The organism is Pseudomonas entomophila, from assembly GCF_029193575.1.
In the GTDB taxonomy this organism is placed as follows: domain Bacteria; phylum Pseudomonadota; class Gammaproteobacteria; order Pseudomonadales; family Pseudomonadaceae; genus Aquipseudomonas; species Aquipseudomonas entomophila_G.
This window is the reverse complement of record NZ_JARGCS010000031.1, coordinates 85,434-105,899: the sequence shown is the minus strand read 5'-3', so window position 1 is coordinate 105,899 and position 20,466 is coordinate 85,434. Positions and strand designations below refer to the sequence as shown.

At 64.6% G+C, this 20,466-nt stretch carries 21 protein-coding genes; 15 read left to right on the top strand and 6 right to left on the bottom strand.

The genetic code is table 11. The features are described 5' to 3' along the window. Position 1 precedes the first annotated feature (1 nt). A complete protein-coding gene (locus tag P0Y43_RS14620; RefSeq protein ID WP_275637966.1) occupies positions 2–1,234 on the bottom strand; it encodes a 3-methyl-2-oxobutanoate dehydrogenase (2-methylpropanoyl-transferring) subunit alpha in 1,233 nt (410 codons plus the stop codon). A 197-nt stretch (positions 1,235–1,431) separates the two neighbouring features. On the opposite strand from P0Y43_RS14620, the gene bkdR reads away from it, so the two are divergent. The 3 genes from bkdR (at position 1,432) to P0Y43_RS14605 (ending at position 4,827) form a co-directional block, all read left to right on the top strand. Then, on the top strand, positions 1,432–1,917 hold the full coding sequence (bkdR, locus tag P0Y43_RS14615) for a Bkd operon transcriptional regulator BkdR (protein ID WP_275637965.1): 486 nt from the start codon (positions 1,432–1,434) through the stop codon (positions 1,915–1,917). A 203-nt stretch (positions 1,918–2,120) separates the two neighbouring features. Beyond that, positions 2,121–3,362, top strand: a complete 1,242-nt coding sequence (locus tag P0Y43_RS14610) for a glutamine synthetase family protein (RefSeq protein WP_275637975.1) — start codon at positions 2,121–2,123, stop codon at positions 3,360–3,362. Between the two features lie 124 nt (positions 3,363–3,486). Beyond that, complete coding sequence (locus P0Y43_RS14605; protein ID WP_275637964.1) at positions 3,487–4,827, top strand: MFS transporter; 1,341 nt, start codon at positions 3,487–3,489, stop codon at positions 4,825–4,827. Between the two features lie 82 nt (positions 4,828–4,909). Here P0Y43_RS14605 and P0Y43_RS14600 read toward each other — a convergent pair whose 3' ends face one another. The 4 genes from P0Y43_RS14600 to flgA form a co-directional block, all read right to left on the bottom strand. Continuing rightward, positions 4,910–5,653, bottom strand: a complete 744-nt coding sequence (locus P0Y43_RS14600; protein ID WP_275637963.1) for a flagellar brake protein — start codon at positions 5,651–5,653, stop codon at positions 4,910–4,912. 81 nt (positions 5,654–5,734) lie between these two features. Continuing rightward, positions 5,735–6,202: a flagella synthesis protein FlgN gene (locus tag P0Y43_RS14595; protein WP_275637962.1), complete on the bottom strand. Its 468-nt coding sequence runs from the start codon at positions 6,200–6,202 to the stop codon at positions 5,735–5,737. A gap of 47 nt (positions 6,203–6,249) precedes the next feature. Next, complete coding sequence (flgM, locus tag P0Y43_RS14590) at positions 6,250–6,564, bottom strand: flagellar biosynthesis anti-sigma factor FlgM (protein ID WP_275637961.1); 315 nt, start codon at positions 6,562–6,564, stop codon at positions 6,250–6,252. Positions 6,565–6,726: 162 nt separating this feature from the next. Further along, complete coding sequence (flgA, locus tag P0Y43_RS14585) at positions 6,727–7,479, bottom strand: flagellar basal body P-ring formation chaperone FlgA (RefSeq protein WP_275637960.1); 753 nt, start codon at positions 7,477–7,479, stop codon at positions 6,727–6,729. Positions 7,480–7,547: 68 nt separating this feature from the next. On the opposite strand from flgA, the gene P0Y43_RS14580 reads away from it, so the two are divergent. Then, positions 7,548–8,477 (top strand): chemotaxis protein CheV, encoded by a 930-nt coding sequence (locus tag P0Y43_RS14580; protein WP_275637959.1) that lies wholly within the window; start codon positions 7,548–7,550, stop codon positions 8,475–8,477. Between the two features lie 51 nt (positions 8,478–8,528). Further along, positions 8,529–9,356: a protein-glutamate O-methyltransferase CheR gene (gene cheR / locus P0Y43_RS14575; RefSeq protein ID WP_275637958.1), complete on the top strand. Its 828-nt coding sequence runs from the start codon at positions 8,529–8,531 to the stop codon at positions 9,354–9,356. A gap of 79 nt (positions 9,357–9,435) precedes the next feature. On the opposite strand, the gene P0Y43_RS14570 is transcribed toward cheR, so the two are convergent. Next, the gene (locus tag P0Y43_RS14570; RefSeq protein ID WP_275637957.1) at positions 9,436–12,045 is read right to left on the bottom strand and encodes an autotransporter outer membrane beta-barrel domain-containing protein; all 2,610 of its coding nucleotides are present in this window, start codon (positions 12,043–12,045) and stop codon (positions 9,436–9,438) included. Between the two features lie 347 nt (positions 12,046–12,392). Here P0Y43_RS14570 and flgB point away from each other — a divergent pair, with 347 nt between their 5' ends. The 10 genes from flgB to flgJ all read left to right on the top strand — a co-directional run bounded on the left by flgB (position 12,393) and on the right by flgJ (position 20,459). Beyond that, positions 12,393–12,800, top strand: a complete 408-nt coding sequence (gene flgB / locus P0Y43_RS14565) for a flagellar basal body rod protein FlgB (protein ID WP_275637956.1) — start codon at positions 12,393–12,395, stop codon at positions 12,798–12,800. Between the two features lie 2 nt (positions 12,801–12,802). Next, positions 12,803–13,246 (top strand): flagellar basal body rod protein FlgC, encoded by a 444-nt coding sequence (gene flgC / locus P0Y43_RS14560; protein WP_275637955.1) that lies wholly within the window; start codon positions 12,803–12,805, stop codon positions 13,244–13,246. A gap of 15 nt (positions 13,247–13,261) precedes the next feature. Beyond that, positions 13,262–13,957, top strand: a complete 696-nt coding sequence (flgD, locus tag P0Y43_RS14555; RefSeq protein ID WP_275637954.1) for a flagellar hook assembly protein FlgD — start codon at positions 13,262–13,264, stop codon at positions 13,955–13,957. Positions 13,958–13,988: 31 nt separating this feature from the next. Continuing rightward, positions 13,989–15,341: a flagellar hook protein FlgE gene (gene flgE / locus P0Y43_RS14550; protein ID WP_275637953.1), complete on the top strand. Its 1,353-nt coding sequence runs from the start codon at positions 13,989–13,991 to the stop codon at positions 15,339–15,341. A 69-nt stretch (positions 15,342–15,410) separates the two neighbouring features. After that, positions 15,411–15,596 carry a hypothetical protein gene (locus tag P0Y43_RS14545; RefSeq protein ID WP_275637952.1) on the top strand — a complete coding sequence of 62 codons (186 nt, stop codon included), beginning with the start codon at positions 15,411–15,413 and terminating at the stop codon, positions 15,594–15,596. A 233-nt stretch (positions 15,597–15,829) separates the two neighbouring features. Continuing rightward, complete coding sequence (gene flgF / locus P0Y43_RS14540) at positions 15,830–16,570, top strand: flagellar basal-body rod protein FlgF (protein ID WP_275637951.1); 741 nt, start codon at positions 15,830–15,832, stop codon at positions 16,568–16,570. 47 nt (positions 16,571–16,617) lie between these two features. Further along, positions 16,618–17,403, top strand: a complete 786-nt coding sequence (flgG, locus tag P0Y43_RS14535) for a flagellar basal-body rod protein FlgG (RefSeq protein ID WP_275637950.1) — start codon at positions 16,618–16,620, stop codon at positions 17,401–17,403. Positions 17,404–17,436: 33 nt separating this feature from the next. Beyond that, on the top strand, positions 17,437–18,132 hold the full coding sequence (gene flgH / locus P0Y43_RS14530; protein ID WP_275637949.1) for a flagellar basal body L-ring protein FlgH: 696 nt from the start codon (positions 17,437–17,439) through the stop codon (positions 18,130–18,132). Between the two features lie 12 nt (positions 18,133–18,144). Then, positions 18,145–19,254: a flagellar basal body P-ring protein FlgI gene (locus P0Y43_RS14525; protein WP_430540252.1), complete on the top strand. Its 1,110-nt coding sequence runs from the start codon at positions 18,145–18,147 to the stop codon at positions 19,252–19,254. Positions 19,255–19,265: 11 nt separating this feature from the next. Further along, positions 19,266–20,459: a flagellar assembly peptidoglycan hydrolase FlgJ gene (gene flgJ / locus P0Y43_RS14520; protein ID WP_275637947.1), complete on the top strand. Its 1,194-nt coding sequence runs from the start codon at positions 19,266–19,268 to the stop codon at positions 20,457–20,459. Positions 20,460–20,466 lie beyond the last annotated feature (7 nt).

Below are 20,466 nucleotides of genomic sequence, written 5' to 3'. Positions count from 1 at the left end.
TTCACACCCCCAGTTCCTGGCGCTGACGTCGCAGGTGGTCGGGCATTTCCTTGTACACGTCCTCGAACATCGAGGCGGCGCTCGGGATGTGGCCGTCGCTCAGGGTGCCGAACTGCTCGGCCTCCTTCTGCGCCTTGAGCACCTCGGCTTCGAGTTCGGCGGTGACCGCCTGGTGCTCGTCCTCGGACCAGTGGCCGGCCTTGATCAGGTGCTGCTTCAGACGGGCGATCGGGTCGCCCAGCGGGAAATGGCTCCAGTCGTCGGCGGGGCGGTACTTGGACGGGTCGTCGGAGGTGGAGTGCGGGCCAGCGCGGTAGGTGACCCATTCGATCAACGTCGGCCCCAAGCCGCGACGGGCACGTTCGGCGGCCCAGCGCGAGGCGGCGTAGACGGCGATGAAGTCGTTGCCGTCGACCCGCAGGGAGGCGATGCCGCAACCCACGCCACGACCGGCGAAGGTGGTCGACTCGCCGCCGGCGATGGCCTGGAAGGTGGAGATCGCCCACTGGTTGTTGACCACGTTGAGGATCACTGGGGCGCGGTAGACGTGGGCGAAGGTCAGGGCGGTGTGGAAGTCGGACTCGGCGGTGGCGCCGTCGCCGATCCACGCCGAGGCGATCTTGGTGTCACCCTTGATCGCCGAGGCCATGGCCCAGCCGACCGCCTGCACGAACTGGGTGGCCAGGTTGCCGCTGATGGTGAAGAAGCCGGCCTCGCGCACCGAATACATGATCGGTAGCTGGCGGCCTTTGAGCGGGTCGCGGGTGTTGGACAGCAACTGGCAGATCATCTCCACCAGCGACACCTCGCGGGCCATGAGGATGCTTTGCTGGCGGTAGGTGGGGAAGCACATGTCGGTGCGGTTCAGCGCCAGCGCCTGACCGCTGCCGATGGCTTCCTCGCCCAGGCTCTGCATGTAGAAGGACATCTTCTTCTGGCGCTGGGCGACCACCATGCGGCTGTCGAAAATGCGCGTCTTGAGCATGGCGCGCATGCCTTGGCGCAGCACCTGCGGGTCGATGCCCTCGGCCCAGGGGCCGACGGCGTTGCCGTGAGCGTCCAGCACGCGCACCAGGCTGTAGGAGAGGTCCGCGGTGTCGGCGGGCTCCACATCGATAGGGGGTTTACGGACTTGACCGGCATCGTTCAGACGCAGGTAGGAGAAATCGGTCTGGCAGCCTGGCCGGCCTGTAGGCTCGGGCACATGCAAACGCAGGGGGGCGTACTCGTTCATGCTTTTTACGCTCGCTCGGGTGTTGTTTTTGTGAGCTCTGAAGCGGTCGCTGCTGAATACCGGCTTGTGACTGGCAGGTCAGCGTCCTCTAAATAGTAGAGGGGCGGCGGGAGAATTTTTCTCTCAAGTTGGTTGCCTTTGCCCTACGGTGAAGATAAACATTCCGCATAACCACAAAAAACCGGTGAATTTGTCTTATGCGCAAACTCGATCGCACGGATATCGGCATTCTCAACAGCCTTCAGGAAAACGCCCGCATCACCAATGCGGAGCTGGCGCGCTCGGTGAACCTGTCGCCGACGCCGTGTTTCAACCGGGTCAAGGCGATGGAGGAACTGGGGGTGATCCGCCAGCAGGTGACGCTGTTGTCGCCGCAGGTGCTGGGTCTGGATGTCAACGTGTTCATCCACGTGAGCCTGGAGAAGCAGGTGGAGCAGTCGCTGCATCGGTTTGAGGAGGAGATCGCCGAACGGCCCGAGGTGATGGAGTGCTACCTGATGACCGGCGACCCGGATTACCTGCTGCGCGTGTTGTTGCCGAGCATCCAGGCGCTGGAGCGGTTTCTCGATTACCTGACGCGCCTGCCGGGGGTGGCCAACATCCGTTCGAGCTTCGCCCTCAAGCAGGTGCGCTACAAGACCGCGTTGCCGTTGCCGGCCAATGGCATGACGTTGCGGGAGTAGTTGGCTATGCCGGCCCTATCGCGGGGCAAGCCCGCTCAGGGTGCTTGATATTTTAAACACCCCCGGCCTATGTTGTTCCTGTCGCCGTTCGCGGCCTGCCGACAACAACAAGGACCAGTGTCATGAGCATCGAGCGCCTGACGGGCATCGACGAAATCGAATGTGTCACCCCCGACCTCAACGGTGTTCCGCGCGGCAAGGTGATGACCGCCGAGGGCTTCCTGGAAGGGCGCCGCCTGCAGATGGCGCGGGGCGTGCTGCTGCAATGCATCATGGGCGGCTACCCGCCGGCGAAGTTCTATGGCAGTGATGACGGCGACCTGGCACTGGTCGCCGACCCTGCGCAAACCCATGTCCTGCCCTGGAGCGAAACCCCGCGAGCCTTGGCCATTTGCGATGCGCTCGAACTGGACGGCACGCCGTCGGGCCTCTCGACCCGTGGCCAGCTCAAGGCGGTGATCGCCCGTTACGCCGCCTTGGGCCTGGCGCCGGTGGTGGCCACTGAACTGGAGTTCTTCGTCTTCGCCGCCAACCCCGACCCGGGCCAGCCGTTCCTGCCGCCCGTGGGCAAGGACGGGCGCCGCGAACTCGGCCATTCGGCGTTCAGTGTCAGCTCCAACAACGGTCTGCGTCCGTTCTTCAGCGAGGTGTACCAGTGCATGGCCGCCGTCGGCCTGCCGCGTGACACCTTCATGCATGAGATGGGCGTCAGCCAGTTCGAGATCAACCTGCTGCATGGCGACCCGCTGCTGCTGGCCGACCAGACCTTCCTGTTCAAGCACCTGCTCAAGGAAGTCGCGCTCAAGCACGGCCTGATCGTGGTGTGCATGGCCAAGCCGCTGGCGCGCACCCCTGGCAGCTCGATGCACATCCACCAGAGCCTGGTGCAGGTCGACAATGGTCGTAACGTGTTCAGCGACGAGCAGGGCCAGGCCACCGACACCTTCCATCACTTCATTGGCGGCCAGCAGGCGTGCATGGCCGACTTCACCGCGTTGTTCGCGCCCAACGTCAACTCCTACCAGCGCTTGTGCCACCCCTATGCCTCACCGAACAACGCCTGCTGGTCGCACGACAACCGCGCCGCGGGCCTGCGCATCCCGGCCAGCTCACCGGTGGCTCGGCGGGTGGAGAACCGCCTGCCGGGCGCCGACGCCAACCCGTACCTGGCCATCGCCGCGAGCCTTGCCGCCGGGTTGCACGGCATCGAGCGCCGCCTGCAACCGACGCCGGCGATCCAGGGCGAGTTCAGCGTGCCTGAGCACCTGAGCCTGCCGTGCACCCTGCATGCGGCGCTGGAGCGGCTCAAGCGCAGCAGCCTTGCGCGGGAACTGTTCGGCAACGAGTTCATCGAAGGCTACGTCGCGACCAAAACGATGGAACTGACGGATTTCTTCGACGAGATCACCCCTTGGGAGCGACGTGTGCTGGCCGCGCAGGCCTGATCACGACAGGCGTTTTCCGAGCGCGCCATGGGCGGGATTTTTTTGCCGTCCCGCCACCGCGCTCTGGAAATTCCCCTTATGCTTGCTAGCACCGTTCACTAGCCCTGGAAACCCGCGGGGACGCATGCACCAGATCTGGAAGTCTTTTCGCTCGTTGTATTTCGCCGCGCTGATGATGTTGATCGGCTCCGGTCTCCTGAGTACCTACCTGGCCCTGCGCCTGGCCGCCGACCACGTCGACAGCCTGTGGGTCGGTGCGCTGATGGCGGCCAACTATTTCGGCCTGGCGGTGGGCGGCAAGGTCGGCCACCGGCTGATCGCCCGGGTCGGGCATATCCGCGCCTACGCCACGTGCGCGGGCATCGTCGGCGCGGCGGTGCTCGGCCATGGCCTGACCAGCTTCGTGCCGGCATGGGTCGGGCTGCGGATGATCGTCGGCCTCGGCATGATGTGCCAGTACATGGTCATCGAGAGCTGGCTCAACGAACAGGCCGATGCCAAGCAGCGCGGCGCGGTGTTCAGTGGCTACATGATCGCCTCGTACCTGGGGTTGGTGCTCGGCCAGTTGATCCTGGTGGCGCACCCGCAACTGGGCCCTGAGCTGCTGATGCTGGTCGCCATGTGCTTCGCCCTGTGCCTGGTGCCGGTGGCCATGACCCGGCGCATCCACCCGGCGCCGCTGCGCCCGGCGCCGATGGAGCCGAAGTTCTTCATCAAGCGCGTGCCGCAGTCGCTGAGCACGGTGCTCGGGGCGGGGCTGATCGTCGGCTCGTTCTATGGCCTGGCGCCGCTGTACGCGGCGCGGCAGGGGCTCACCACCGAGCAGGTGGGTCTGTTCATGGGCTGCTGCATCTTTGCCGGGTTGTTGGTGCAGTGGCCGCTGGGCTGGCTGTCGGACCGCTACGACCGTGCCGTGCTGATCCGCGGGTCGGCGGGTGGCCTGGCGCTGGCGTCGTTGCCGTTGGCGCTGCTGCCGAGCGTGCCGCTGGAGTTGCTGTTCGCCGTGGGCTTCATCATTTCGCTGTTGCAGTTCTGCCTGTACCCGCTGGCCGTGGCGTTTTCCAACGACCATGTGGAAAGCGAGCGGCGCGTGTCGCTGACGGCGATGCTGTTGGTCACCTATGGCGTGGGGGCGAGCATCGGGCCGTTGGTGGCGGGGGTGTTGATGAAGGTGCTCGGGGCGCAGATGCTCTATGCCTTCTTCACCTTCTTCGCCCTGGTGCTGGTGTGGCGCATTCGGCCGAAGGCGGTCACCGGGCTGCACCAGGTGCAGGATGCGCCGTTGCACCACGTGGCGATGCCGGCGGCGGGGTCGCCGTTGTCGGCGGCACTGGACCCTCGGGTCGACGAGCAGACCGTGCAGGATGTGATGCAGGCGCCAGTGGCGGCGGAGGATACCGAGGCGGAGGAAGACAAGGGCGCGGTTGCCAAGGAACCGCAGGCCGAGGTGGACAAGTCGATTTGAGGCTGTGCCGGCCCTGTCGCGGGCCCGCTACCGCAAACAAAAACGCCACCCGACGGTGGCGTTTCTCATTTCTGGCAGGCGATCAATAATCGTCCTTGTCGAACCGCCGCGCTTCACGTTGCAGCTGGTACACGAAACTCTCGATCTTGCGCTGGCTCTGGCCGTTGAGGTTGTGGAAGCGCACCCCGGCGAAGGTGGTGTTGATGCGCTCCTCGAAGTGCAGGTGGCGCAGCTCGACCATCACATCCAACAGCCCCAGCGGGTTACCCGTCTTGAAGCGCTCGTACACCTGGCCCAGTTGCAGGCGCTCCTCGACGTTGCCTTCGAAGCGCAGCTTGCAGCCGGTGGCGGAAATGTCCAGCAGTTTGCCACGCAACGCGCCGCCGCCCTTGAGGTGGGTGCCATCGAGGGTGGTGTCGACCAATTGCGACAGCTTCAGCGCGGCGCGGAAGGCGTTGCGGCGCTGGTGGTAGGTCATCTCGCTGGGCATCGGGCCGCGGTAGCAGCGGTGGCCGTCGATCTCGGTGATGGTCAGCGGGGTGTTGCATTCCCAGGCGATGCGCACGCCATCGTGGAAGCCTTCGACACGGAAGGGCTCACCGCTCTCGATGAATTTCTCGCCATCTCGGGGAATCATCTCGTCCAGCGCCAGAACGTCTTTGTCCTTGTCGGCGTGCACCACGTAACTCTGGAACCGCTGGCTGCGCTCATGGAAGGTGATGATCAGCGGATCGTGGCTATCCAGCAGCTGGCGCAGGTTGGCCGAGATCTCCAGAGGCGTGGTCAGCACCTTGGGGGGCTGGGGAGCATCGGATTCATTGAACACGGGTTTTCAATCTCCAGGCAAAAACGACACACGCAAGTAACGGCATTTTGCCAGTATGTTCCGTGCCTTGAATAGGAATAATCACACCTGGCTGATGGCCCGGGGTTTGTCCATGGGCGCGGTGGCGCCACGGCTGTCATAGAGCGACGGCGAATCGCCGCCCATGAGGATACGGATCTGGTTGGCCGTGGCGTGCTGCTGAACCTGGATGATCCGGCCGTTGGTCTCGTTGGTCCTCTGGCAGGCGTCCATCAGTTGGGTGAGCGCATCGAGTTGCTGCAGGATGATCTCGCCGTTGGGCGATTGCGCGGCGACGGCCTGCACACCCGCGCGGTCGGCGGAAAGACCGAGGCTGTTGAGCAGGTGGTTGCGGCGGATGCCCTGCTGTTCGAGCAATACGACCAGTGACTGCTTGCGTGCCAGGAGTGTCTCCAGCAGCGGCATGTCGCGGCCATGCAGGGCGACCGTTTCCTGCTGGAGCAGGTCGAGCAGCTCCTGGGTGGGCGCGATGTCGTCTTCGATCAGTTGCAGCAGGGTGGTGTCGTGCATGGCTGGCTCTTGGCTTGTAGCGTCCTGGAACTCAGCGCGCCCTGGGGTTAGCGCTGGGCTTCGAAATCAAGCAGTTTGCTGGCGACCCGGCCGGCATCGACCTGATAGCTGCCATCGGCGATCGCCTGTTTCAACTGGGCCACACGGGCGCTGTTGACTTCCGGCTGGTCGCGCAGCTTGTCGCTGATCTTCTGCAACTGCTGGGCCTCTTGACTGAGGTGTACTGCCTCTCCGCTGGCGCTGGCCTGCTTGGGGGCCTCGCTGGCTTGTTCGGCCTTCTCGGCATTGCCGGAAGCGCTGTTGCCGCGCACGCCGCCCGTGGCGGACGGAGAGTTATTCAAACGACTGAAGTCGATGACCATGATCGAAACCTCTGGGTAATAGGACGCTTGCCTTGTTTTCGGCCAACCCGAAATAAACTTTAGGCTCAAATGCACTGCCGCCTGTCAGCAAGCTCGCTGGACCCGATTTCGACACAGTTTAGGAAAAGCGGTTCCTCACCGCCAGCCCCCGGTCACACTGACCTACATGGCCACCTCCACCTGCCCGGGCCCGACCACTCGGGCCTTGACCACGCGCTTGGAGTTGAGGTTGCGCACGCGGATCTGTTCAGACAGCCCGCCCTTGCTCAGCGCTTCGCCCGGCATGCGCACGCTCAAGGCGCCGCTGCGCGCGGTGATCACCACGTGATCGCCCTTGCGCACCACCTCGGCCTGCTCCATGTGCTGCAAGGTCACGACCTGGTCGAGGGTGGTGGGGCGCACCAGCTTCATGCCCACGGCCTGCTCCAGCTCGGTCAAAAAGCCTTGCCCGAGGGTGCCGACGTCACGTTCGCGCAAGGCCACGTCGCCCTCGCCGATCACGCTTTCGCGCTTGAGTGGGCGGGTCATCACCACGACCTCGCGAAACAGTTTGACCTGCGCCGGGACGAACACCGTCCACGGCGCCGCGCTGTCGCAGCGCACCCGCACGGTGACCCGGCCCAGCGGTTGCGCCGGGCTCTCCAGCGAGGCGTCCAGTGGCTGGCTGCACAACGGCATGCGCAGGCGCGGGTCAAGGGTGTTGACCTGGATCTCGTAGCGCCCGGCGGTCTGGGTGGTGGCCAGGTAGTCTTCGACGGTGAATTCAAGAAAGCCTTGGGTGACACCGATAAGCTGTTCAGGCAAGGTAGCCGCATCTGCCAGTGTACGAGCGCCGGGTGTCAATAAGCACAAAGCGGCCATGGGGATGGCCAGCAGGCGCGTCAGTCGTCGGAAAAATGTCGTTTTCGTGTACATAACGCTCAAAAAAGCAAAGCCCGTGCCGACTTGTTGGCATTCGGGCTGAAAAATAGAAGGAGGCTGGCATGGCTGGTGTTATGGATTCGGTCAACCAGCGCACGCAACTGGTGGGGCAGAATCGCCTGGAACTGCTGTTGTTCCGCCTCAATGGCGAGCAGCTCTATGGCATCAACGTGTTCAAGGTCCGGGAGGTGCTGCAGTGCCCGGAGCTGACGCTGTTGCCCAAGTCCCACCCAGTGGTGCGCGGTGTGGCCAACATTCGCGGGGCGACCATCCCGATCCTCGACCTGTCGATGGCCACCGGCCTGCCGGGCCTGCGCGAGGAAACCCGTAACAGTTTCGTGATCATCACCGAGTACAACACCAAGACCCAGGGCTTCCTGGTGCACTCGGTGGAGCGCATCGTCAACATGAACTGGGAAGAGATCCACCCGCCACCCAAGGGCACCGGGCGCGATCACTACCTCACCGCAGTCACCCGCGTCGACAACCGTATGGTCGAGATCGTCGACGTGGAGAAGGTGCTGGCCGAGGTGGCGCCGTCGTCCGAGCAGGTCTCGGCCGGGGTGGTGGATGCCGAGGTGCAGGACAAGGCGGTGATGCTGCGGGTGCTGACCGTCGACGATTCGTCGGTGGCGCGCAAGCAGGTCAGTCGATGCCTGCAGACCGTCGGCGTCGAGGTGGTGGCGCTCAACGACGGCCGCCAGGCCCTGGACTACCTGCGCAAGCTGGTGGACGAGGGCAAGCGCCCGGACGAAGAGTTCCTGATGATGATCTCGGACATCGAGATGCCAGAGATGGACGGCTATACGCTGACCGCGGAGATCCGCAGCGATCCGCGCATGCAAAAGCTGCACATCGTCCTGCATACTTCGCTGTCCGGGGTATTCAACCAGGCGATGGTCAAGAAGGTGGGCGCCGATGACTTCCTGGCCAAGTTCAGGCCGGACGACCTGGCCCAGCGGGTGGTCGACCGGATCAAGGCGACGCATTGAAATTGCCGGGGGCCAGCCCCCGGCGCAAGCGATTGAAAAGAGGCGGCAGCAGTGTCTACGGGTAATTTGGATTTCGAACAGTTCCGGGTCTTCCTGGAGAAAGCCTGTGGCATCTTGCTGGGCGAGAATAAGCAGTACCTGGTGTCCAGCCGTCTCAACAAGCTGATGGAGCAGCAGGGCATCAAGAGCCTTGGCGAGCTGGTGCAACGCATCCAGACCCAGCCGCGCGGCGGCCTGCGCGAGCAGGTGGTCGACGCCATGACCACCAACGAGACCCTGTGGTTTCGCGACACCTACCCCTTCGAAGTGTTGAAGAACAAGGTCATTCCGGAGTTCATCAAGGGCAACCCGGGCCAGCGCCTGCGTATCTGGTCGGCGGCCTGTTCGTCGGGGCAGGAGCCGTATTCCATCTCCATGGCCATCGACGAGTTCGAGCGCAGCAACCTGGGCCAGCTGAAGATGGGGGCGCAGATCGTCGCCACCGACCTGTCCGGCGCGATGCTGACCAACTGCAAGACCGGCGAGTACGACAGCCTGGCGATCGCCCGTGGGCTTTCCCAGGAGCGCCTGCAGCGCTACTTCGACCCCAAGGGGCCGGGACGCTGGGCGATCAAGGCGCCGATCCGCAGCCGGGTGGAGTTTCGTTCGTTCAACCTGCTCGACAGCTATGCGAGCTTGGGCAAGTTCGACATCGTGTTCTGCCGCAACGTGCTGATCTATTTCTCGGCGCAGGTGAAGAAGGACATCCTCATGCGTATCCATGGCACGCTCAAGCCGGGGGGCTACCTGTTCCTCGGTGCGTCGGAGGCGCTCAACGGGTTGCCGGACCACTACCAGATGGTCCAGTGCAGCCCGGGGATCATCTACCAGGCCAAGTGAGGCGGGATGAAAAGGCCGGTGTCGTGAGACACCGGCCTTTTTCGTTCGTCTGTATCGGCCCTATCGCGGGGCCCTGGGCTCAGAAGTCGTAGCGAACCTTGGCGCTGAACACGTCGGCATCGAAGCCTGACTTGCCGATGTAGTCGTAATTCACCCCAAGGGTCACCGCGCCGAGCTTGTAGTCGGCGCCGACGCCAGCCTCATAGCTGTTGCGCGCCGCAGTGGCGCCCTGGGTCACGAACGGCGTGCTGCCGAGCAGGAAGGTCGAGGTGCTCTGCGCCTGGTCGGCGGCGAAGTCGTGGTAGGCCATCAGCTTGGCCTGTGGCTCCAGGGTGCCGGCGCCCAGGGCATGGCTGCCTGCCACACGCACGCCGGCGCCCAGTTCGATGGCCTCGTAGCGTTGGTCGTCGACCTTGAGCGCGGCAGAGGCGTCCTTCTCGCGATAACCGTCGATGTCAACCCGGCTGTAGCGCGCTGCCAGACGCGGCTCCAGCAGCAGGCCCGGGCTGATGCGCCAGGTGTAGCCGCCGACCAGGTTCAGCCCCAGCAGGTCGCTGTCGTAGTCGGCCTTGGCCCGGCTGCCGGCGATTTCGCGCTTGCCTTGGTTGTCGTTGAGGCCATAGGTGAGGCTGGCGTCGACGAAGTAGTTGCCCAGCTCATAACCGCCATACAGGGTGAAGGCATGGCTTTGGACCGAGGTCTTGTTGCCGCTTTTGCCGTTCACGTCGGTGTCGATGAAGCTGTAGGCCAGGCCCAGGGTGGTCTGTTCGTCGAGCTTGGCGTCGGCGCCGACGGCGATGCCGTGGCTGTAGGCGTTGTAGCCGGCGATGCCGTCGCGACGGCCTTGGGTGGCGTCGCTGTACAGCGACTGCACCCACACTCCGGCCTGGCTGAAGCCATCGCCAGAGGAGGCGCCGCGCAAGGCGCTGGTGCGGCCAGTGGTGACGTTGTTGACCAGGCTCTGGCTTTGCGTCGCGGCCTGGGTCGCGCCGCCGTTGACGTTCGGTGTCAGTTGTTCGGCCAGGCGCGCGATCTGCGCGCTATCGCCATGGGTCGCGGCTTGCAGCAGTGGGTCGCTGTCGGCCAGCTTGCCCAGTACGCCGTCGGCGAGCAGTGCGCCCAGTGCGCGTTTCTGGCCGGTCGAGCCACCCTGCGGGTCGATGATCCGGTCGATGCCTTGCGAATCCTGGGTGGTCACCACCGCCACCACGCGGTTGCCCTCGATCACGCTGCTGTCGACCTTGAGCAGCGCTGAGCTGCTGGTGACGCGCAGGGTGCCGTTGGGGTCGATGTGCTCGCCATCGGCATCGAGCAGTTTCAACGAGCCCGCCTCGACCAGGGTGTAGCGGTTGCCGCCGGCGCGGAAGTCGTCGCCGCGGGCCGCCAACTGCAACTGTGCGCCCTTGCCGAACTCGGCAGCGCCACTGACCTTGAGTACCGGCCTGGCGGGGTTGGTGTCGTTGCCCAGCGAGAGCGCCAGGCCCGAGTTGCCGGCGACATACAGGCTGCCGTCGATCAGGGTGTGGGGCGCACCGAGGGTCAGGGTGGTGGCCAGGTTGTCGGTCAGGCTGCCGACCTCCACAAAGCCATCGGGCCTCAGGCGGATGGTCGCGTCCTTGCCCGCATGGCTGGTGAAGGACGTGTCGCCTTCGACCTCGATGTTGGCGATGCCGATCAGGTCGCCGACGATCTGGCTGCCCTTGCGCAGAATCAGCTCCACCGGGCGGTTGGCCTGGGAGGCGTCGATGGCCGTGTGTTCAGAGAGGATGGCGCCGCTGTTGAACAGGTTCAGGTCGCCATGCGCTTTGTACCAGGGCTGCAGGCCCGGTCCGTCGAAGCCGACCTGGCCAATCATGATCGCCGTGCCCTGGCCTTCGATGGTGCCGCTGTTGACCAGGTGCTGGCCGAGGCTGCCGACCAGGGTGGCGCCATCGAGGACGATGCCTTTGGCGTTGTCGCCGAGGGCGATGATGCGGCCTTGGTTGTCGATGCCCGCCAGTTCCACGTGATAAGGGTTGGCGCCTGGCGTGACCGGCGCTTCGACGGCGATGGCGCCCACGCCTTGTGCCTGCACCAGGCCCTGGTTGACCAGGCGGCCGCCGAGGCTCTGGCCGGCGAGGGTGATGCCGCGCGCTTCGCTGCCGCTGGCGAGGATGCGGCCGCTGGCGGTGTTGATCAGGTCGCCGGCGACCTCGCTGTCACCGTCGAAGTGCAAGGCGCGGGCCACGTGGTGGCCGTTGCCATCGTCCAGCGGTTCTCCGCTGGCGGACAGCAGGCCGCTGTTGATCAGGTTGCCGGTGACCTTCACAGGGTCCAGGCGCAGCGCCACGGCGCCGCGGCCGCTGACGGTGATACTGCCCTGGTTGACCAGGTCGCCCTGCACCTGGGTGGGCGACCATTGCGGCGGCTGGAACCATTCGCCCAGCGTCGCGCCGGTGGCCAGGTCGCCCGTGTTGTCGATGTGGCTGGCGAGTGTCAGCTTGCCGGGCACGTTGGCACCCTGCAGGTAGATCGCCTGAAGGGCCTGGCTGCCGCGATAGCTGCCGGTGAATTCGAGGTCGCCGGTGAAGGCCTGCCGCTGGCTGGCGAAGCCGGCGTCGGTCAGCGTCACGGTCTGGGCGTGGGCGGCGAGGGTGCCGCTGGAGAGGGCGAGAGACAGCAAGGTTCGACGAAGGGTCACAGGTGCCACGAAGCTCATTCCTTTGTGATTCTAGAGGTGCGCATCCATGCGTTGGCCTGGCGCGTTCGGACCATCGGTGGTGGCTGAGGCCACGCCTCTGCGCAGGGGCGCATGCTACCCGAGGGCATGGCAAATTGACATTCGCCGCTTGACGTCAATTTTTTGGATTGCCGCTTTTGCCGCTGAAGAATTGCCGCTCGCCTGCGTTCAGGCGGAAGCACTTTGCCGCTTTTCTGGCATCGAGTGCCGCGCCAAAGTAGCTAAAGCCCCATAATCACTGGCTTCCCTTCGTTTGGCACAAGCCTTGCTATAGCTCGCTCAACGCAACTGTGGCCAACCTTTGAAGGTTCCCCGACATGAGCATCAGCTTCGACAAGGCACTCGGCATCCATGAAAAGGCACTGGGCTTTCGCGCCCAGCGCGCCGAGGTGCTGGCCAACAACATCGCCAACGCCGACACGCCCAACTACAAGGCGCGTGACATGGACTTCTCCTCGGTGCTCGCCGCCGAGGCCGAGAAGCAGAACAGCGGGCGTATCTCGCTGACCCGCACCAACGGCCACCACATCGAGGCCGAAGGCCTGGCCATGGGCGACGAGAGCCTCAAGTACCGCACGCCAATGCAGCCGTCGATCGACCAGAACACCGTCGACGCGCAGATCGAGCAATCGAACTACGCCGAGAACGCCATCGGCTTCCAGGCCAGCTTCACCTTGCTCAACAGTAAATTCAAAGGGCTGGTTTCGGCCCTGCGTGGAGAGTGACCATGTCCCTTGCCAGTGTCTTCAACATCGCCGGTAGCGGCATGAGCGCGCAGAACACCCGCCTCAACACCGTCGCCTCGAACATCGCCAACGCCGAGACCGTTTCCTCGAGCATCGACCAGACCTACCGCGCCCGCCACCCGGTGTTCGCCACCACCTTCGAGCAGGCGCAGAACGGCGCCGGCCAGTCGCTGTTCGAAGACCAGGGCCAGGCCGGGCAGGGCGTGCAGGTCAAGGGCATCATCGAGGACCAGAGCAACCTCGAGGCGCGCTACGAGCCGAACCACCCGGCGGCGAACAAGGACGGCTACGTGTACTACCCGAACGTCAACGTGGTCGAGGAGATGGCCGACATGATCTCCGCCAGCCGCGCGTTCCAGACCAACGCCGAGCTGATGAACACCGCCAAGACCATGATGCAGAAGGTGCTGACCCTGGGTCAGTGATAAGGAAGACAGATCATGGCAATCGACAACAGCAGCCTCAACGACGTCCTCAAGAGTTCCGGTGTCAGCGATGGCACCAACAAGCCCAAGGCCCAGAACACCGACAAGAATGCCCTGGGCAAGGATGCATTCCTGCAGTTGCTGGTCACCCAGATGCAGCACCAGAACCCGCTCGACCCGCAGGACAACGGCGAGTTCGTGGCGCAGCTGGCGCAGTTCAGCAGCCTGGAAGGCATCACCACCCTGAACGACACGGTCAACAACATCGCCGGCGCCCTGGGCTCGTCCCAGGCCCTGCAGGCGTCGGCGCTGGTCGGCCGCTCGGTGATCGTGCAGAACGACAAGGCGGTGGTCGACACCTCCAAGAGCTTCACCGGCCAGATCGTGGTGCCGCAGAGCATCAGCGACGCCAAGGTCACGATCAAGGACAAGGACGGCAAGGTGGTCAAGACCATCGAGCTGGGCGAGCAGCAGAAGGGTACCTCCGACTTCATCTGGGATGGCAAGGACGACAAGGGCGAAGTGGCCCCTCCGGGCAACTACACCTTCACCGCCACCACCACGGTCGATGGCAAGTCGGTCGAGATGTACACCTTGCTGCCCGCCACCGTCACCAGCGTCACCGTCGGTGGCAACGGCGGCGAGATGATGCTCAACCTGGCCGGTATCGGCAAGATCGGCATCTCCAAAGTACAAACCATCGGAATCTAAGGCCGGCTAATTCGGCAGAAGGAGCGAACGCATGTCTTTCAATATCGGCCTTAGCGGTCTGTACGCAGCCAACAAGCAACTGGACGTCACCGGCAACAACATCGCCAACGTCAACACCACTGGCTTCAAGTCCTCGCGTGCCGAGTTCGCCGACGTCTACGCCGGCGCCAACCGCCTGGGCGTGGGCAAGAACCAGATCGGCAATGGCGTGCGCCTGGCCGCCGTGTCGCAGCAGTTCGGCCAGGGTGACGTGAACAACACCGGCAACGTACTGGACATGGGCATCCAGGGTCAGGGCTTCTTCGTGCTGTCCGACAATGGCGCGCTGAGCTACACCCGTGCCGGTGCCTTCCAGACCGACAAGGAAAACCACGTGGTCACCTCGGATGGCCTGCGCCTGCAAGGTTATGCCGCCGACTCCAGTGGTAAGATCCAGCGCGGCGTGCTGACCGACCTGAAGATCGATACCTCGGCGCTGGCGCCCAAGGCCACCACGCTGATCGACCAGGGCATCAACCTGAATTCCTCCGCTGCCGATATCCCGCTGCCTGCCGTGCCGCCGGTGCCGAACGATCCGAACAAGGCCTTCGACCCGGCTGACCAGACCACCTACACCAAGTCGTTCCCGACCAAGGTGTACGACAGTCAGGGCAACGAGCACACCATGGAGCAGTTCTACCGCAAGACCGGCACCAACGAGTGGACCATGTACACCCTGGTCGACGGCCGCAACCCGTTCGACCCGACCAGCACCACTCCGTTGTCCGGCACCATCAGCTTCAACAGCGATGGTTCGGTCGATACCATGACCGCAAGCGCCACGGGCGTGCCGGCGGGTGCTTCGTGGACCGTCACCAACAACAACTTCAGCATGGTGGGCTGGATCCCGGCGTCGAAGAACGCCGCGGGCAACTGGGGGCCGAACGGCGCCGCTGGCAACGCTGCCGGCATGCGCCTGGGCATGAACAGCACCACCTCCTACAACACCGAGACCGCGCGCCTGTCGCAGAACCAGGACGGCTACGCCACCGGTATCCTGTCGAGCCTGTCGATCGACTCCAGCGGCGTGCTGTTCGCCAGTTTCAGCAACCAGCAGTCGCGCGCCATCGGCCAGGTGGCCATCGCAAGCTTCACCAACGAGCAGGGCCTGCAGCAGATCGGCGGCACCCGCTGGACCGAGACCTTCGCTTCGGGCATCCCGGGTATCGACGCGCCGAAGACCGGCACACTCGGTTCGGTGGAGTCCAACTCGCTGGAAGCCTCCAACGTCAACCTGACCCAGGAGCTGGTCGAGCTGATCAAGGCGCAGAGCAACTACCAGGCCAACGCCAAGACCATCTCCACCGAAAGCACCATCATGCAGACCATCATCCAGATGACCTGATGGTCGCTGGTCGGTCTTGCGCTACACGGGCCCCTTCGCGAAGGGGTCTGTCGTTTCCGGGAGGGCATCATGAAGAAGTGGATCGTTGCCTGCGCCGCAGCGTTGTGCCTGTTGCAGGCCCAGGCGGGCATGGCGCCCTGGTGGCGCTGGGAAAGCCAGGTCGACGGGCGCCTTGTGTGCTCGCAGTGGTCGCCGGGGGAAGGGTGGAAGCGCTTCGCCGGGCCGTACAGCAATGGTGGGTGTCGCGAACCCTGAAGGTTTGGGTTGTGTGGGCTTGCCCCGCGATGAGGTCGCCACAGAAACAGCCCAGCCTTGCCGACAGCGGCAAACTCCCGCCGGATATCCGACGTTCAGCTTCCCGCGGTATTCCCCAAACGCCCGTATTCACGGGCTTTTTCATGCCTTTGAAAAGTTGGTTCGGAACTTGCTTCAGTGCCTGTAAAGCAACGGCGAGCGGCAATCGATCGCCAGTGCAGCGGAGGATGACTGTGGACAAGATGCTTTACGTGGCCATGACCGGCGCCAGCCAGAACGCGCTGGCGCAAAAGGCCCACGCCAACAACCTGGCGAACATTTCCACCAACGGCTTCCAGCGCGACCTGGAGCAGGCGCGCTCGATGCCGGTGTTCGGCGACAGCTTTCCGGCGCGGGCCTTCGCCATGAGCGAGCGGCCAGCCACCGACTTCAGCGCAGGCCCGATGGTCGAGACCGGTCGTGAGCTGGACGTGGCTGTGTCCGGCGAGGGGTTCATCGCCGTGCAGGCGCCCGACGGCAGCGAAGCCTACGTGCGTACTGGCAGCTTGAACATCGATGCCCTGGGTGTGTTGCGTGCCGGCAATGGCATGCCGGTGATCGGCAACGGCGGCCCGATCGCCATTCCGCCGGAGCAGAAGGTCGAGGTCGGCCAGGACGGCACCATCAGCATCCGCGCGATGGGCGAAGACCCGCGGGTAATGGCCGAGGTCGACCGTATCAAGCTGGTCAACCCGGACATCCGTGGCATGACCAAGGGGCCCGACGGCCTCATCCACACCAAGAGCGGCCAGCCCGCCGATGCCGATGTGAACGTCAAGGTGGTGTCGGGCTTCCTTGAGGGCAGCAACGTCAATGCCGTCGAGGAAATGACCTCGGTGCTGGCGCTGTCCCGGCAGTTCGAGCTGCACGTCAAGATGATGAAAACAGCTGAGCAGGGCGACGAAGCCATGGCTCGGGTTTTGCAAATCAGCTAATCACTTTTGAACGGGTGCCGTAAAACAGGCGCACGAGGAGAACATCAATGCTTCCGGCTCTTTGGGTCGCTAAAACCGGCCTGTCCGCCCAGGACACCAACCTCACGGTCATCTCCAACAACCTGGCCAACGTTTCGACCACCGGCTTCAAGCGTGACCGCGCCGAGTTCCAGGACCTGCTGTACCAGACCAAGCGTCAGCCCGGCGCCCAGTCGACCCAGGACAGCGAGTTGCCCTCGGGCCTGCAGGTCGGTACCGGTGTGCGCATCGTCGGTACCCAGAAGAACTTCCAGACCGGTAGCCTGCAGACCACCGAGAACCCGCTGGACATGGCGGTCAACGGTCGCGGTTTCTTCCAGGTCCTGCAACCGGACGGCACCGTTTCGTACACCCGTGACGGCACCTTCCACCTGAACTCCGACGGCCAGATCGTCACCGCCAACGGCTTCGCCCTGGAACCGGCCATCGTCGTGCCGCCGGACGCGCAGACCTTCACCGTGGGCCAGGACGGCACCGTGTCGATCACCACCGCCGGCAACCCGGCCGCCCAGGTCATCGGCAACATCCAGACCGCTGACTTCATCAACCCGGCCGGCATGCAGGCCATCGGTGACAACCTGTTCCTGGAAACCGCCGCCAGCGGCGCGCCACAGATCGGCACCCCGGGCCTCAACGGCTTCGGCACCACCCTGCAGAAAACCCTGGAAAACTCCAACGTCAGCACCGTGGAAGAGCTGGTGAACATGATCACCACCCAGCGCGCCTACGAGATGAACTCCAAGGTCATCTCCACCGCCGACCAGATGCTGTCGTTCGTTACCCAGCAGCTGTAAGCCCTTTGCCCGTTACACCGTGAGGTATGCGTCATGAATCGTCTGTTGTCCGTCTTCGCCCTCGGGGGGGCGGTGTTGCTGGCCGGTTGCGTCGCACCGACGCCCAAGCCCAACGACCCGTACTATGCGCCGGTATTGCCGCGCACCCCTCTGCCGGCATCGGCCAACAACGGTTCGATCTACCAGGCCGGGTTCGAGCAGAACCTGTATGGCGACCGCAAGGCGTTCCGCGTCGGTGACATCATCACCATCACCCTCAACGAACGCACCTCGGCGAGCAAGAACGCCGGCTCGCAGATCCAGAAGAACAGCGAGGCGAACCTCGGCTTGAGCTCGCTGTTCGGCACCAACCCGAACACCAACAACCCCTTCGGCAGCGGTGACTTGTCGCTGGAGGCTGGCTACAAGGGCGAGCGCAACACCAAGGGCGCCAGCACCGCCAGCCAGGGCAACACCTTGACCGGTTCGATCACCGTCACGGTGGCCGAGGTGCTGCCCAACGGCATCATCGCCGTGCGCGGCGAGAAATGGATGACCCTGAACACCGGCGAGGAACTGGTGCGCATCGCCGGCCTGGTGCGTGCCGACGATATCGCCACCGACAACACCGTGCCGTCGACCCGCGTGGCCGATGCGCGCATCACCTATTCGGGCACCGGGTCGTTCGCTGACGCCAGCCAGCCTGGGTGGCTGGACCGCTTCTTCATCAGCCCGCTTTGGCCTTTCTGAGTACGGATGACCATGTTCAACGCAAGGCAGCTGATTGCCGCGACCCTGCTCCTGTCCTGTGCGTTCGGCGCTCATGCCGAACGCCTGAAGGACATCGCCAGCATCTCTGGCGTGCGCACCAACCAGTTGATCGGCTACGGCCTGGTGGTGGGCCTGAACGGCACGGGTGACCAGACCACCCAGACGCCGTTCACCCTGCAGACCTTCAACAACATGCTCTCGCAGTTTGGCATCAAGGTGCCGCCGGGCTCGGGCAACGTGCAGTTGAAGAACGTCGCCGCGGTGTCGGTGCATGCCGACCTGCCGGCCTTCGCAAAACCAGGTCAGCAGGTGGACATCACCGTCTCGTCGATCGGCAACTCCAAGAGCTTGCGCGGCGGCAGCCTGTTGATGACCCCGCTCAAGGGGATCGACGGCAACGTCTACGCCATCGCCCAGGGCAACCTGGTGGTGGGCGGTTTCGATGCCGAAGGCCGCGATGGCTCGAAGATCACCGTCAACGTACCGTCGGCTGGTCGTATTCCCGGTGGCGCTTCGGTGGAGCGCGCGGTGCCGAGCGGTTTCAACCAGGGCAACAGCCTGACCCTGAACCTCAACCGCCCCGACTTCACCACCGCCAAGCGCATCGTCGACAAGGTCAACGACCTGCTCGGCCCGGGCGTTGCCCAGGCCATCGACGGTGGCTCGGTGCGGGTGACCGCGCCCATGGACCCGAGCCAGCGCGTGGACTACCTGTCGATCCTCGAGAACCTGGAGATCGACCCGGGCCAGGCGGTGGCCAAGGTGATCATCAACTCGCGCACCGGCACCATCGTGATCGGCCAGAACGTCAAGGTCTCGCCTGCGGCGGTGACCCATGGCAGCCTGACCGTGACCATCACCGAAGACCCGATCGTCAGCCAGCCGGGGCCGTTCTCCAATGGCCAGACCGCCGTGGTGCCGCGCTCGCGGATCAACGCCGAGCAGGAAGCCAAGCCGATGTTCAAGTTCGGCCCGGGCACCACGCTGGACGAGATCGTGCGCGCGGTGAACCAGGTCGGCGCCGCCCCCGGCGACCTGATGGCCATCCTCGAAGCCTTGAAGCAGGCCGGCGCGTTGCAAGCCGACCTGATCGTGATCTGAGGACGCCACGGATGAATTCCAAGAGCCTGGTTTCCAGTCACGCCGACAGCGGTGCCTACACCGACCTCAACCGCCTGAGCTCGCTCAAGCATGGTGACCGCGACAGCGACGCCAACGTGCGCAAGGTGGCCCAGGAGTTCGAGTCGCTGTTCATCAGCGAGATGCTCAAGGCCTCGCGCAAGGCTGGCGACGTGCTCGCCGACGGCGACCCGATGAACACCGAGACGGTCAAACAGTACCGCGACATGTACGACCAGCAGTTGGCCGTGAGCATGTCCCGCGAGGGGGGCGGCATTGGCCTGCAGGACGTGCTGGTGCGTCAGCTGTCGAAGAACAAGGCCACGCCACCGAACACCAGCCCGTTCCCGCGCACCGACGGCGCCGCGCCGGCGCTGTGGGGCGCGCGCGTCGCCGAGCCCGAGCGTGCCAGCGACAGCGGCGCCGCGCACAACGACGTGGCCGCGCTCAATGCACGACGCCTGGCGTTGCCGGGCAAGCTCACCGACCGCTTGCTGGCCGGTATCGTACCGTCTGCCGGCGCAGTGGCGGACGCCTCGAACAACAGGCTGCCAGGCCGTGGCGACATCCCGCCGGGCGGCGTCGCCACGGGCGATTGGGAGCCGGCCCAGGCCTTTGCCGCGCCAGGCGCCGGCATGCGCATCCTCGGCCGTGCCGTGGCCCAGCCGCCACTGGCACCGAACAAAGCCTTCGGCGACAGCGACGAGTTCGTCGCCACCATGCTGCCGATGGCCGAAGAGGCCGCCAAGCGCATCGGTGTCGACCCCCGTTACCTGGTGGCCCAGGCCGCCCTGGAAACCGGTTGGGGCAAGTCGGTCATGCGCAACGCCGACGGCAGCAGCAGCCACAACCTGTTCGGCATCAAGGCCACTGGCAACTGGCAGGGCGATCAGGCGCGGGCGATCACCAGCGAATTCCGCGGCGGTCAGTTCGTCAAGGAGACCGCGGCGTTCCGCTCCTACGACTCCTACCAGGACAGCTTCCACGACCTGGTCAGCCTGTTGCAGAGCAACGCGCGCTATCAAGATGCGGTGAAGGCCGCCGATAACCCAGAACAGTTCGTGCGGGAGCTGCAGAAAGCCGGGTACGCCACCGACCCGAACTACGCCAGCAAGATCTCGCAGATCGCAAGACAGATGAAGTCGGACACGAGCTACGCAATGCTCGGGACCACCACGCAACTTTAAGGACACG

What these genes read in the sequence shown, in the direction of transcription:
- flgC (WP_275637955.1), top strand. Translation starts at nt 12,803, where the DNA reads ATGTCCCTTGCCAGTGTCTTCAACATCGCCGGTAGCGGCATGAGCGCG.
- P0Y43_RS14610 (WP_275637975.1), top strand. Translation starts at nt 2,121, where the DNA reads ATGACCGCCGAGGGCTTCCTGGAAGGGCGCCGCCTGCAGATGGCGCGG.
- P0Y43_RS14580 (WP_275637959.1), top strand. Translation starts at nt 7,548, where the DNA reads ATGGCTGGTGTTATGGATTCGGTCAACCAGCGCACGCAACTGGTGGGG.
- flgJ (WP_275637947.1), top strand. Translation starts at nt 19,266, where the DNA reads ATGAATTCCAAGAGCCTGGTTTCCAGTCACGCCGACAGCGGTGCCTAC.
- flgH (WP_275637949.1), top strand. Translation starts at nt 17,437, where the DNA reads ATGAATCGTCTGTTGTCCGTCTTCGCCCTCGGGGGGGCGGTGTTGCTG.
- P0Y43_RS14525 (WP_430540252.1), top strand. Translation starts at nt 18,145, where the DNA reads ATGTTCAACGCAAGGCAGCTGATTGCCGCGACCCTGCTCCTGTCCTGT.
- P0Y43_RS14545 (WP_275637952.1), top strand. Translation starts at nt 15,411, where the DNA reads ATGAAGAAGTGGATCGTTGCCTGCGCCGCAGCGTTGTGCCTGTTGCAG.
- flgA (WP_275637960.1), bottom strand. Translation starts at nt 7,479, where the DNA reads ATGTACACGAAAACGACATTTTTCCGACGACTGACGCGCCTGCTGGCC.
- flgM (WP_275637961.1), bottom strand. Translation starts at nt 6,564, where the DNA reads ATGGTCATCGACTTCAGTCGTTTGAATAACTCTCCGTCCGCCACGGGC.
- P0Y43_RS14595 (WP_275637962.1), bottom strand. Translation starts at nt 6,202, where the DNA reads ATGCACGACACCACCCTGCTGCAACTGATCGAAGACGACATCGCGCCC.
- flgG (WP_275637950.1), top strand. Translation starts at nt 16,618, where the DNA reads ATGCTTCCGGCTCTTTGGGTCGCTAAAACCGGCCTGTCCGCCCAGGAC.
- flgB (WP_275637956.1), top strand. Translation starts at nt 12,393, where the DNA reads ATGAGCATCAGCTTCGACAAGGCACTCGGCATCCATGAAAAGGCACTG.
- P0Y43_RS14620 (WP_275637966.1), bottom strand. Translation starts at nt 1,234, where the DNA reads ATGAACGAGTACGCCCCCCTGCGTTTGCATGTGCCCGAGCCTACAGGC.
- flgD (WP_275637954.1), top strand. Translation starts at nt 13,262, where the DNA reads ATGGCAATCGACAACAGCAGCCTCAACGACGTCCTCAAGAGTTCCGGT.
- flgE (WP_275637953.1), top strand. Translation starts at nt 13,989, where the DNA reads ATGTCTTTCAATATCGGCCTTAGCGGTCTGTACGCAGCCAACAAGCAA.
- bkdR (WP_275637965.1), top strand. Translation starts at nt 1,432, where the DNA reads ATGCGCAAACTCGATCGCACGGATATCGGCATTCTCAACAGCCTTCAG.
- P0Y43_RS14605 (WP_275637964.1), top strand. Translation starts at nt 3,487, where the DNA reads ATGCACCAGATCTGGAAGTCTTTTCGCTCGTTGTATTTCGCCGCGCTG.